Origin of the sequence: Campylobacter sp. RM6914 (assembly GCF_004803835.1) — a bacterium.
In the GTDB taxonomy this organism is placed as follows: Bacteria; Campylobacterota; Campylobacteria; order Campylobacterales; family Campylobacteraceae; genus Campylobacter_A; species Campylobacter_A californiensis.
The window spans coordinates 149,182-162,032 of sequence record NZ_CP012545.1; the positions used below are offsets into that span (position 1 = coordinate 149,182).

At 38.9% G+C, this 12,851-nt stretch carries 14 protein-coding genes; 12 read left to right on the forward strand and 2 right to left on the reverse strand.

Annotated features, from left to right (window positions below; genetic code table 11):
• Window positions 1–137 precede the first annotated feature (137 nt).
• Complete coding sequence (locus tag CCAL_RS00775) at window positions 138–1,124, reverse strand: iron-sulfur cluster assembly scaffold protein (RefSeq protein ID WP_169972273.1); 987 nt, start codon at window positions 1,122–1,124, stop codon at window positions 138–140.
• Window positions 1,125–1,175: 51 nt separating this feature from the next.
• The gene (locus CCAL_RS00780) at window positions 1,176–2,366 is read right to left on the reverse strand and encodes a NifS family cysteine desulfurase (protein WP_170015277.1); all 1,191 of its coding nucleotides are present in this window, start codon (window positions 2,364–2,366) and stop codon (window positions 1,176–1,178) included.
• 402 nt (window positions 2,367–2,768) lie between these two features.
• On the opposite strand from CCAL_RS00780, the gene rpmE reads away from it, so the two are divergent.
• From rpmE to CCAL_RS00840, 12 genes are all read left to right on the forward strand, one after another.
• Window positions 2,769–2,969 carry a 50S ribosomal protein L31 gene (gene rpmE / locus CCAL_RS00785; protein ID WP_169938026.1) on the forward strand — a complete coding sequence of 67 codons (201 nt, stop codon included), beginning with the start codon at window positions 2,769–2,771 and terminating at the stop codon, window positions 2,967–2,969.
• Window positions 2,970–2,972: 3 nt separating this feature from the next.
• Window positions 2,973–3,785 carry a 16S rRNA (cytidine(1402)-2'-O)-methyltransferase gene (rsmI, locus tag CCAL_RS00790; protein ID WP_170015275.1) on the forward strand — a complete coding sequence of 271 codons (813 nt, stop codon included), beginning with the start codon at window positions 2,973–2,975 and terminating at the stop codon, window positions 3,783–3,785.
• A gap of 36 nt (window positions 3,786–3,821) precedes the next feature.
• Window positions 3,822–4,502: a 23S rRNA (guanosine(2251)-2'-O)-methyltransferase RlmB gene (gene rlmB / locus CCAL_RS00795; RefSeq protein ID WP_169972270.1), complete on the forward strand. Its 681-nt coding sequence runs from the start codon at window positions 3,822–3,824 to the stop codon at window positions 4,500–4,502.
• Complete coding sequence (locus tag CCAL_RS00800) at window positions 4,495–5,478, forward strand: phosphatidylglycerophosphate synthase (protein WP_169938032.1); 984 nt, start codon at window positions 4,495–4,497, stop codon at window positions 5,476–5,478. The genes rlmB and CCAL_RS00800 overlap by 8 nt, the downstream gene beginning before the upstream one ends.
• The gene (locus tag CCAL_RS00805) at window positions 5,475–6,266 is read left to right on the forward strand and encodes a hypothetical protein (RefSeq protein ID WP_170015273.1); all 792 of its coding nucleotides are present in this window, start codon (window positions 5,475–5,477) and stop codon (window positions 6,264–6,266) included. Before CCAL_RS00800 ends, CCAL_RS00805 begins: the two co-directional genes overlap by 4 nt.
• A 9-nt stretch (window positions 6,267–6,275) precedes the next feature.
• A complete protein-coding gene (locus tag CCAL_RS00810) occupies window positions 6,276–7,484 on the forward strand; it encodes an LL-diaminopimelate aminotransferase (protein WP_170015271.1) in 1,209 nt (402 codons plus the stop codon).
• Between the two features lie 19 nt (window positions 7,485–7,503).
• On the forward strand, window positions 7,504–8,772 hold the full coding sequence (locus CCAL_RS00815) for a homoserine dehydrogenase (RefSeq protein ID WP_170015269.1): 1,269 nt from the start codon (window positions 7,504–7,506) through the stop codon (window positions 8,770–8,772).
• A gap of 132 nt (window positions 8,773–8,904) precedes the next feature.
• A complete protein-coding gene (locus CCAL_RS00820) occupies window positions 8,905–9,054 on the forward strand; it encodes a hypothetical protein (protein ID WP_170015267.1) in 150 nt (49 codons plus the stop codon).
• 107 nt (window positions 9,055–9,161) lie between these two features.
• Window positions 9,162–9,977 carry a substrate-binding domain-containing protein gene (locus tag CCAL_RS00825; RefSeq protein ID WP_236860486.1) on the forward strand — a complete coding sequence of 272 codons (816 nt, stop codon included), beginning with the start codon at window positions 9,162–9,164 and terminating at the stop codon, window positions 9,975–9,977.
• Between the two features lie 57 nt (window positions 9,978–10,034).
• Entirely contained in the window at window positions 10,035–10,745 is a 711-nt protein-coding gene (locus tag CCAL_RS00830; protein ID WP_236860487.1) for a 4Fe-4S binding protein, read from the forward strand.
• Window positions 10,745–11,515, forward strand: a complete 771-nt coding sequence (locus CCAL_RS00835) for a radical SAM protein (protein WP_170015265.1) — start codon at window positions 10,745–10,747, stop codon at window positions 11,513–11,515. Before CCAL_RS00830 ends, CCAL_RS00835 begins: the two co-directional genes overlap by 1 nt.
• A 336-nt stretch (window positions 11,516–11,851) precedes the next feature.
• A complete protein-coding gene (locus CCAL_RS00840) occupies window positions 11,852–12,757 on the forward strand; it encodes a methionine ABC transporter ATP-binding protein (protein WP_257792165.1) in 906 nt (301 codons plus the stop codon).
• Window positions 12,758–12,851: the final 94 nt, after the last annotated feature.

Genomic DNA, 12,851 nt, shown 5'->3' on the forward strand with positions numbered 1-12,851 from the left:
TTTTAAACAGCTTAGGACGATTTTAGTCGCTTTTTATGGTGCTTTGCACGTGAAATTTGTATTTAAAAATTTTATTACTTTTAAAAAATTTGCATTTGTATGAAGGAAATTCCGCTTGAAAATCAAGCGGAAATATATCATATCGGCATTACGCGAATATTTGTGCTTAGTTTTTCTTGTAGAACGTTTTCTATAGCGTAAAGTGTGCCACCTGCACCACTAGCACAGCCTGAACATGCGCCAAGATAACGGATGTAAATATCTATGTTACCCTCTGGTGTTTTTTGTATATCAATAACCTCAAGATCCCCGCCGTCCATCATAAGCATAGGGCGAATTTCGCTATCCATTATGCCCTCAACGGCTTTTAGCTGACCCACAACACTTAGTTCATCAAAATTTAATTGATCGCCTAAAGCTTTTGCGTTAGCTTGCTTTTTAAGACGCTCTTGCTCCATCTCGGCTCTTGTGTCGCGTAAGATGTCGGTTAGGTAGTATTCACGTTTTTCGTGTCCGCCTGGTTTTATGCATGACTTACAAAATGCCCCGGCCTTTGTGTATTGAGTGATCTCTTCAACTGTTTTAAGATCGTTTAGTTTTATAACTTCTTTAATCGTTCCAAGACTAACTCTAGCGCATTCGCAAACGATGATCTCATCTTCAAAATGATCAGGATCGACACCTTTGTAGCTAGCCGCGGCAGCCTTGATAACATCATATGCCATAACCGAGCAGTGCATCTTTTGAGGTGGCACGGCAGGAGTTTCAGGTGTATCGCGCATAGCTTTTTCTACATCTATATTTGTTATTTTTACCGCTTCATCTACGGTTTTACCGATACAAAGTTCAGCCATTGTGTCAGAGCTAGCTATCGCTGTGCCACAACCAAAGCTTTTAAATTTAGCATCTATAATAGTATCTGTTGCTTCATCTACAAGCCAATAAAGACGAACCGCATCGCCGCAACTTTCCGCACCAAAGTCGGCTACGATAAGTTTTGCGCCACGCTCTTTTGCTTCATTTTCGGTTATCTCGCCCATAAATTTTGGATTATTCATTCTGTCTTGGACGACTTGAGAGTATTCATCCCAGATCGAACCGCCTATTAAACTATCTTTTGCCATATTATTCCTTTTTTTGACACACTTGGCGTCTTTTTTTAAATTTATTTAAATTTATAGTCCGCTTACGTGACCTTCTGGAGTGTAAGCAAATGTGCTTGAAATTCCTCTTAGTCTTTCTACGGCTTTTTTGATCTGCTCGATCGCATAATCTATCTCTTCTTCGGTATTAAAACGTGAAAGAGATAAGCGAAGCGCAGTGTGAGCAAGTTCTTTATCCGCTCCGATAGCTTCCATTATCGGGTTGCTTTCAAGTGTTTCGCTAGCGCAAGCAGAGCCTGTTGAAGCAGCGATACCGGCGCGGTTTAAGTCCCAAAGCATAGCTTCTCCTTCTACGCCTTTTATAGAGGCGAGGATGGTGTTTGGCACTCTGTTTTCACGTCTTCCGACAACGCTCACATCAGGCAGGCTTAAAAGCGCATCCTCAAGTTTATCGCGTAATCTTTTTACGTGAGAGTTTTCAAAACTCATAAATTTATTAGCGAGTTCAAGTGCTTTACCCATACCTACGATACCTGCAACATCAAGAGTTCCGCTTCTGCGACCGCCCATGTGTTCTCCGCCGTGAAGTAGACTGCTAAGAGCTTGGCTATCTTTTATATAAAGTCCGCCAACACCTTTTGGACCGTGAAATTTATGAGCAGAAAAACTCATGAAATCAACATCAAGATCACGAACATTTATAGGAATTTTGCCAAACGCCTGAACAGCGTCTGTGTGGAAAAGTGCGCCGTATTCGTGTGCGACCGAAGCTAATTCTTTTATAGGAAATATCATGCCAGTTTCGTTGTTTGCATACATTACCGAAACCAAAGCCACATCTTCGCCCATAACTTCACGAAGTTGATCAGGCGTTATGATGCCTTCTTCGTTTACATCAACGATGGTGATTTGGACACCAAATTGTTTTAAAAACTCACAGGTCATGCGGATAGCAGGATGTTCGACCGCGGTTGTTACTACTCTTTTACGTTTGCCATTGGCTATCTTGTCAAAATATATCCCTTTTATAACCCAGTTATTACTCTCTGTCGCACATGAAGTTACGATGATATCATCGCTGTCTTTTGCGTTTATCCCAACATATAGCTGATCTAGTGCATTGCGAAGTGCAGGGTGTGTTTCTGAGCCAAATTTATGTAAGGAATTTGGGTTGCCGTATTTTTCGCAAAAAAACGGTTTCATCGCCTCAAAAGCTTCGGGATCAACCATCGTAGTTGCGTTATTATCTAAGTAAACTCTCAAATTTTTGCCTTTAATTAGGATAGAAATTATCCTTTTTATTTTTGATGGAATATTATAGCAAATTTCATTAATTTTTGTTTAAATTTTGTATCTAGCTTTTTCAATTTAACAGCAATTATGATATTAAATTTATATTGAAATTCTTTATCAATATGTGATATATTCGGTGTCGTAGAGATGACTAGGATAAAAGAGGTAAATTTACTCCTAATATTAATTATTTTTTTAAGAAAAGTCCCAAAAATTATATGCGATATAATTTAAAATTTAAATAGCATAATATTAATGTAGAAAAAATTATGTGAAATTTGATTTTTTAATTTTTTTTTAGTATAATCACGCCTTGCTTAAACTAGAAAGACAATATCACAAAAGATAATCAAGATAATCAAAGGAAAAATTATGAAAAAAGAGATACATCCAGAGTATGTAGAATGCACCGTGACTTGCGCTTGTGGTAACACTTTTAAGACAAAGTCAAACAAAAGTGAGATCAGAATAGACATTTGCAGTGAGTGCCATCCGTTTTTTACAGGCAGTGAAAAGATCGTAGATAGCGCTGGCCGCGTTGAGAAATTCAAGAAAAAATACGCTTTAAACTAAGCCTTGCTTTACTTTGTTCCTACTCCGATAGGAAATTTAGAAGACATCTCGCTTCGTGCGCTTAGCGTCTTGCGCAGTTGCGAGATAGTCGTATGTGAAGATACAAGAGTAAGTAAATCTCTTGTTAGACTGCTTAATGAACGCTTTGACGCACATATCAATATACAAAATTTTATCCCACTTCATACGCACAACGAGAGCGAGTTTTTCGCAAATTTAACTCGCGAATTTTTTGATAAAAATATCGCATATATGAGCGATGCAGGTATGCCGGGCATTAGCGATCCAGGGGTTAGCCTTATAAGATACGCGCAAAATCACAACATAGGCTATGAGGTGTTAAGTGGTGCAAATGCTGCACTTTTAAGTATTGTTGCCAGCGGACTTTGCGAGAAAGAATTTGTGTTTTTGGGTTTTTTACCAAACACGGGTAAGGAGCGAACTCAAGCCATACAAAATGCCCTAAATTTAGCTTATCCATGCGTTATATATGAAAGTCCTAAACGAATTTTATCTCTTGTAAATGATATCGCAAAGCTTGAGCCTGAGCGAGAAATTTTTGCTATAAAAGAAGCAACTAAAAAATTTGAAACCAAATTTAAAAGTAGTGCTATAAAAATGTCTGAAATTTTAGAGAGATCAAACTTAAACGGCGAGTGGTGTGTCGTTATCTCGCAAAGCGATAATCCAAGTTTTGAAACCATAAGTATAAGCGATATAAACACCCTTGATATCGCTCCAAAAGCAAAAGCTAAACTACTAAGTAAAATAACCGGACAAGAGGTTAAGAAAATATACGGCGAGCTTACAAAATAAGTTTTCTTTTACTTGATTTTAGGTATTATCAAGCCCATGATAATATATGGAAAACAACTATTTTTACATGTTTTAGAAAAACATCCGAAGTTAATCAACGAGATATATCTCTCAAAAGAGTGTGACGCAAAACTTTTTTCACGTATCTGCAAGGTCGGTAAAAAAATAATTCGTGTCGATAACCAAAAAGCGCAGTCTTTGGCTCACGGAGGAAACCATCAAGGCTTTTTGGCTAGTGTTAATGAATACGAATTTGCCGATATAAACGAACTTAAAAAGTTAAATTTCGTAGTCGTGCTTTATGGTATCAGCGATGTTGGCAATATCGGTGCGATAGCAAGAACAGCTTATGCATTAGGCTGCGAGGCGATTATCGTTGTTGCTAAAAATATTAACATGGAAGGTGTTTTGCGTTCAAGTAGCGGAGCGGCATATGAGATACCTATCGCGCTAGTTGATGATGGACTTAGTTTGTTAAATGAACTAAAGCAGCGCGGATTTACTCTGTATGCTACCGCAAGTAACGGCAAAAATGTTCATGAGGCAAAATTTAAAGAAAAACGTGCGCTTATCATGGGTAGCGAGGGTGAAGGCATACCGCAAAAAGCTGTTGCAAAATGCGATGAGTGTATAGGCATAAAACTAAAAGAGGATTGGGACTCGTTAAATGTAAGTGCCGCCTTTGCGATAATCTGTGATAGGATGATAAATGAATGAACTTGAGAGCATAAAAGAGATCGGGATAAAAGAAGTTGCGAGAAAGACGCATATTGAGCCAATTTTTTTACAATACATAGTTGATAAAAATTTTGAAAAATTGGTGCGTTTAAATGCAAGAGGTTATATTAAAATTTTGCAACGCGAGTATAATCTTGAGCTTAGTTCGTGGCTTGAAGAGTATGAGGCATTTTTAAACGAACACAAGCCTCAAAATGTAAATTCTATAAAAATCAACCCTAAAATTCCAGCCTATACCTCAGACACCACTTCTGCTAGAAAGTCGCGAGGCTCGTTTTCATGGTTGGCTTGGCTTGTTATCTTGTTTGCTCTTGGTGGCGGGGTTTATTATTTTGAAGCTTATAAATACCTAGAAAATTTGCCAAGTCTTTTTGAGGATGAAAATCGAAGTGCGGTTTATTCTGATTCTAGTATAGTAAATGAGGTCAAGCAAAACATTAAAGAGGCAAATATAACGATAACCAAAACACAGTTTCCGCAAGATGAAAATTTGACAAAAGAAAAAGAAGCCGTAGAGAGCAACGTAGCTAAACTAGCACCAAAGATCGAGCAAAACGCAAGCACGATCGTTATAAATATAGAGCAAAATTTAGATCAAAACGTAGGCACTCAAAGCTCTGCGCTTGAGAGATTAACTACAAGCATAACTGAACCAAAAGACAAAAACGTCACCGCCCCTACAGCTGTTATCGTGCCAAAACAACGCGTTTGGATAGGAGTCATAAATCTTGAAAATGACCAAAAAATATCCAGAGACTCAAGCGAAAATTTAACGATAGATCTAAGTAAAAGACAGCTTATAGTTTGCGGCAACGGTCAGTTAGAACTAAAAGTAGGTGACAAAATAAGTAAATTTGCTCCCGGTAAGGCAGTCAGGCTTTTGGTTGAAAACGGAGAGATAAAACCTATAACTTATGATGAATTTATCATGTTAAACAAAGGTAAAACGTGGTGAAATTTCTTGCTTTTTTGCTATGTTTTGTCTGTTTTTTAGAAGCAGATGTTGCTAAAAGCGTAGTTGCTTTAAGTATAAACGAGCAAAAAGCAAGTGAAATTTCCACTAAAAATTTCATAAACGCAAACGGCGCTATTAACGTGGTGGCCATCACAAACGAACTAAAGTCGAAAAATATTTTTGATGCAAGGTCATTTTCGTCTTCAAGCTTAAATTTGGACTTTTTTACCGAGGATGAAATTTCTGCGACACTGTTTATAAAGGCTTTAAATTTTAGTATAAATTCGATGGGTGGTATCGTAGCAAATATCAATAAATTTGCAAATTCAAACGGTCTTACTTACGGAGTTACGGTTGTAAAACGAGATGGTATAGACCCGGTTTTGCTTGATGAAAATTTAAAGTTAAGCGGATTTAAGACCTTAGGTTTTGATAGAAAAGACGGTGCTTTGCTTGTTTTGCTAAATGGTAAAAATTTAAACATCCCTGCCGGAATAGCGCAAATAAATGAAAACAACGAGCTTATTTTGGAACGATTAAGTTCGGCATTCTTTTTAAATACAAATGGCGCAAATTCAGTAAGTATCACATCTTTAGCGCCAAATAGATGGATGCCAGATATTAGAATTTATGATAAAAATTTAGTTCAAATTTCGCATTTTCAAGAGTATGCCATAGCGCAAAAATACGAAATAACCCTGCCGAGTAATGCTAGTTATATGCTTTTGGGTGATAGCGTAGATATAAGTAATATCAAAAAAGAGATAGTTATTAAATTTATAAAATAGGGGAAATTTATGTTTGACGAGATTCGTTTTAACACGATAGAGAGGCTGCCAAATTATATCTTTGCTGAAGTAAATGCTATAAAAATGGCGGCACGTAGAGCCGGAGAGGATATCATAGACTTCTCGATGGGAAACCCCGAAGGTCGCACACCGCAACATATCGTAGATAAACTTTGCGAGAGTGCGCAAAAAGATAAAACGCACGGGTATTCGGCGAGTGCGGGAATTTATAAGCTTCGTCTAGCTATATGTAATTGGTATAAAAGAAAATACGATGTTAACCTTGACCCCGAAACAGAAGCCGTCGCTGTTATGGGCTCAAAAGAGGGCTTTGTTCATCTTGCTCAAGCCGTTGTAAATCCAGGCGATGTTGCCGTAGTTCCTGATCCTGCTTATCCGATACATACGCAGGCGTTTTTGTTTGCAGGTGGAAGTGTTGCTAAAATGCCACTTCATTATAATGACAAATTTGAACTTGACGAAAATAAATTTTTTGAAAATTTAGAACACACTATATACTCAAGCTCTCCAAGACCAAAGTATGTTGTTGTAAATTTCCCTCATAACCCAACGACCGTAACCGTGCAAAAGAGCTTTTATGAGCGCCTGGTTGCGATGTCTAAGAAGGAGAGATTTTATATCATTTCAGATATCGCCTATGCGGATCTAAGTTTTGACGGATATAAAGCGCCTAGTATTTTTGAAGTAGAGGGCGCAAAAGACGTGGCGGTAGAGTGCTATACTCTTTCAAAAAGCTATAATATGGCTGGCTGGAGGGTTGGCTTCATGTGTGGCAATAAACGCCTCTGTGCCGCTCTTAAAAAGATAAAATCATGGGTTGACTATGGTATGTTTACACCTATCCAGGTAGCCGCAACAGTAGCGCTTGATGGCGATCAGGGCTGCGTTGAAGAGATAAGAGCAGTTTATGAAAAACGTCGCGATATCTTGCTTGATGCGTTTGACAATGCCGGTTGGAGCATGAACAAGCCAAACTCAAGTATGTTTATCTGGGCAAAACTGCCGCCTAAATTTTCACATCTTGGAAGTCTTGAGTTTTCAAAACAGCTCTTAACAAAGGCGCAAGTGGCCGTAAGTCCTGGCATAGGTTTTGGCGAGGGAGGGAATGACTATGTTCGTTTTGCTCTTATCGAAAACGAAAATCGCATCCGCCAAGCTGCAAGAAATGTCAAACGATATTTGAAAGATTTTGAATAATAAAATTTAAAGAGTTTTAATGAGAGTAGCAATATTAGGCGTAGGAACCGTTGGCGAGCAAGTCGCTAAAATCCTAATCCAAAATCAAAAACTAATCACCGCTAGAAGCGGTAAAGAGATAACTCCTGTTATCGGTGTTGTTAAAAATTTAAATAAAAAACGCGACATTGGTATCCCGTTAACGGATGATATGGATGCTGTTTTAAAACGCGACGATATCGATGTTTATGTAGAGCTTATGGGTGGGGTGGACTATCCTTATCGTATCATAAGTGAAATTTTAAAACGTAAAAAAGCAGTAGTAACTGCTAATAAAGCCCTTCTTGCTTATCATAGATATGAGCTACAAAATATCGCGCAAGACACACCTTTTGGCTTTGAAGCAAGTGTCGCAGGCGGCATACCGATCATAAAAACCCTAAGAGAGGGGCTTAGTGCAAACCATATAAGCTCTGTAAAAGGCATAATGAACGGAACTAGCAACTACATCCTGACCTCCATGATGCAAGGCGGAGCCAGTTTCGAGCGAGCGCTTAAAAGTGCGCAAGAGTTAGGATATGCCGAGGCTGACCCGACATTTGACGTTGGCGGTTTTGACGCGGCGCACAAGCTACTCATACTTTCAAGCATAGCCTACGGTGTTTATGGAAAGCCCGAGGACATCTTGATAGAGGGTATAGAAAGCATCACAAAAGAGGACATTTTCTTCGCTCAAGACTTTGAATACATTATAAAACTCCTTGCTATCGCCAAAAAAGTGGATGACAAAGTTGAGCTTAGGGTTCATCCTGCTCTTGTAGCAAAAGATAAGATGATAGCTAAAGTCGATGGCGTAATGAACGGCATAAGTGTTGTGGGGGACGCGGTCGGTGAGACGATGTTTTATGGTCCTGGTGCTGGCGGCAGTGCGACGGCAAGTGCTGTTATAAGTGATCTTATCGATATAGCAAGAGATGTAAAATCTCCTATGTTTGGATACAAAATACCACTCGAGCTAACTCCTCTTGAGCTACTTGCGCAAGATGAAATCCGCACAAAATACTACTTTAGACTAACAGTCGATGACAAAATGGGTGTTTTGGCCAAGATAACAAATATCATGAGCGAGAACAACCTCTCTATAGATAGCTTCTTGCAAAAACCAAAGCTAAAGGGCGACGAAAACGGCGTAACGCTGTTTTTCACTACCCATACGAGCCTTGAACTCGATGTAAAGAGAGTTATTGAGATTTTAACCAAGCAAGAATTTGTTAAAGAAAAACCTTTTATGATAAGGATAGAGGGTTAAAATTTAAATCCAAAATAGGCGGATTATCAAAATTTGCCTATTTTTAGCCTTTAAGTAACTTACAAGCGCTAAAAAGTTAAAATCACACCTGCAGTTCTGCGTGGCAGAAATACCTTTGCATGGATCAAACATATGTATCTCATAAAAACTATTATAAGGCATAATCGCATAAGTGCGAATTATGCAAATTTAAGCATGAGTGAAATTTTAAAAATTTCATTTGCAAGATATTTCATCTACAATAAATTTAACACACGCTACCAAGCAAATGACTGCACTTAAATTCATCATATCGTATACCAAATCAAAAAACCAACAACAAACCAAAGAAAGGAGAAGACATATGAAATTTAAAGAAACAAACGCATCTCGTCGTAGCTTTTTAAAAGGTGCTATGGCCGATAGCTGCTGCTGCCACACCTGAAGCGATGCTTGCGGGCTACACACCGTTTAAGTCTGATTCGTTGCAGGTTTGGTCATGCGGGGGATTATCTGAACCTTTTGCACAAATAAATGCAGAGTATGAAGCCAGAACAGGTCATAACATCCAATACACCGGCGCCTTTGCAGGTGCGCTTGGAAAGTCGCTACTGGCCTTGCAAGGCAAGACGGAGGTCTTTGGTGCTCGTGTTTTGGAGTTGTCTCAAAATTTGCGCAAGGCAGGACTTAGCCTTCGTTTTAGACCGTTGTGTTTTACGGACTATGTTTTAGTTGTTCCAAAGGGAAATCCGGCCGGCATTCGTGATTTACAGGATCTAGCAGAGTCAGGTGTTAGGGTTATGTTGCCCTTAAGGTCTTCGCCTCCCGGTAGCGGACCTGTAAAAGGAATTTTGAAAAAATCCGGTCTTGCCGAGCCGGTTATGAAAAACATGGTTGCCAATGGAGCGTGTGTTATTAATATGATGTGCGATCTTGTAGACGGTAAGGGTGATGCGTCTATCATCGAAAAGCGCTTGACGACGCATGATAGATTTAAGGACAAGATCGAATACATGCCAATTGATGAGAGGCTTATCCCGCCAGGACCACTTACCTTTACGTTAAATATTATGAAGTACGTAAAAGACGAGAAGTTAGCCGAGGACTTTGCGGAATTTGTTTGTTCGCAAGATGGGCAAGAAATTTTTGATCGACACGGGTTTACGTCCATACATTCGGCAAGAGGACTTGAGCTTATAGAAAGGTTTGGTGTAAAAGATGTGTAGCAAAGTAGCTTCTAAAAAACTAAAAAAAGCTTTTATCTAACTAAGATTAGACGTTTGGTGCAGCTGATTTTTATCGGTGCGATTGGACAATGGGCGTTTTATGGAATTTTTAGGTGTCCTTTCATCGTTCCTTTTGTTAATTGTGGGTCATGCCCTGTTGTTACGTGTTGGGGGCGGATCACGGCTATATTTTTTGGCTTTTGGTTGTTTATCCCCGTGTTGGTTATTTTCTTAGGTCGTGCTTTTTGCGGTTGGCTTTGCCCTGGTGGATTTGTTAACCAAATGCTTGGTAAATTTGCCGTCTTTAAGCTTAAGATGAAAAATAACAAGAAGTTAAGATATGCACAAATCGGCATGGTTATTTCTGTTTTAATTAGTCTTGGTGTGTATTTTATATGGGGCAACCCTCGCGTTATGATCCCTATGCGCACAAGTGATGAGTATCTTAATGCTATTATCATGTCTTTTAAATTTTCTGATTGGTATTGGGCGGCTCGCACGGCTATTGTCATATCCCTTATCGTCGCATCTTTAATCATCGCAAATTTATGGTGTCGTTTTGTCTGCCCTACTGGCGGAGTGATGGAATTATTGCGTAAAATTTCTATATTTCGTGTTTACAAGACCGATGCTTGCGATCACTGTAATGCCTGTTTGCGTAAGTGCGAAATGGGCACAAGACCCGATGAGATAAACTGCACAAACTGCGGTGATTGCCTAAATGTTTGTCATGTGGATGCTATTAAATTTGGGAGAAAAAAGAGTTAATGAATTTTTATACCAATACTATTTTGGATAATCATCCTTGTTTTAACAAAAAAGCATCTGCAAACTATGGGCGTGTACATCTTCCTGTGGCGCCAAATTGCAATATCCAATGTAATTTTTGCAACCGCATGTATGACTGTGCTAATGAAAATCGCCCTGGCGTAACAGGTAGAGTGCAAAGCCCTGACGAAGCCGTAGAGTTTGTGGAAAGGTTGTTTAAATTTAGACAAGATATCTCGGTTATCGGTATCGCAGGACCGGGTGATCCTATGTGTGATGCAGATAAGACATTATCAACCTTTGAAAAATGTCGCTCTCGTTTTGCCAATACTATGCTTTGCCTATCTACAAATGGTCTAGCTTTGCCTGAGCATGTGGATGATATCGTGCGTTTAGGGGTTAGTCATGTTACTGTAACGGTCAATGCCGTAACACCTGATATTGGCAGCAAGGTTTATGCGTGGGTGCGTTATAAAAATAGGAGCTATTACGCTAAAGAAGGTGCTAGGATACTTCAGGAGTGTCAAGATGAAGGGATACGTAAATTGAAGGAAGCCGGCATGATCGTTAAGATCAATACAGTGGCAATTCCAGGTGTTAATATGGAGCATATTCCTTGGATCGCGAAAAAGGCTAAGGATTGGCAGGTTGATATCATGAACTGCATGGCTATGATCCCTGTGCATGATACACCTTTTGCAAACATTCAAACGCCATCACGCGAAGAAATTCATCATGTGCGCAAGTCTATTGGCAGCACTATAAGGTAGATGACGCATTGTGGTAGGTGTCGTGCCGATGCATGCGGCAAGCTTCATGAAAATCAAAAAGAGCTCTTTGATGACTCTTTTTAATAATTACAGCAGGCATTAAATTTTATGTTATGACAAATTTTTAATCCTTGCAACAATGATAGATAGTTGAGTATTTTAGGGGTTTGTAAGCGAAGAAAAGCTACAATCCCTATTTTTAAATGTAATCATAATTATATTTAGCTTTAGTCTCAAGGTTGAGAATACTAATAAAGCGGATCCTTAATGACAAAAATCCAAAATTTAAATAAAAAATATGGCGAGTTAGAAGTTCTAAAAGATATTTAGCTTGAGATAAAAGATGGTGAAATTTATGGGCTTGTTGAGCGAAGCGGTGCGGGCAAGAGTACTTTGCTTCGTTGCATGAACGGACTTGAGGTATTTGACGAGGGTGAGTTAAATATCGGTGGCGTGGATGTAAACAAGCTAAACAAAGAGGAGCTTAGGAAATTTCGTAAGGGCGTTGGGATGATATTTCAACAAACTTCGATATTGGAACGAAAAACTGTCTATGAAAACATCGCCTTTCCAATGCAGTGCTGGGATGTGTCAAAATCCGAACAAGATGCCAAGATACGCGAGCTTGTTAAGCTTGTGGAGCTTGAAGATAAGTTACATGTAAAAGCGCAAAATTTAAGTGGCGGGCAAAAGCAACGAGTGGCTATCGCTAGGTCGCTTACGCTTAATCCAACGATACTACTTTGCGACGAAGCTACTTCGGCACTTGATCCAAACACTACTAAAAATATCCTTGCACTACTTTCTAAGATAAACAAACAACTAAACATCACGATCGTAGTCGTTACTCACGAGATGTCTGTAGTGCGTGAAATTTGCACCAAAGTTGCAATTTTAGAGCATGGTAAAATCGTGCAAAAAGGCGATCCAAGCGATGTGTTTATGAGTGAGTCTGAAGCTTTAAATCGCTTGCTTGGAAGCACTCCTTATCTTTTAAAAGAGGCTGCTATAAATCTTGAAATAATCCTAAATTTAGGCACACAACAAGCCACTATACTGTCAAATTTGGCTAGAGATCTAAATTTAAACTACGAGATAACTGATGGCAAAGTAGAGCATTTTAGGACACGTTCGTTTACAAAGATGGTTCTTAGCTTTGATGAAGCTCGCTTAAATCAGGTAAAAAACTATCTAGACAAAAATGATATCAGCTATAAAATTTTATCTAAGGAGGAGTTATGAGGGATATTCCTTGGAGCGAGATTATCGATAGGATAATATTTCCTGCCATATTAAACACCTTGCAAATGCTCTTTTTTGTTTTATATTTTCAGCC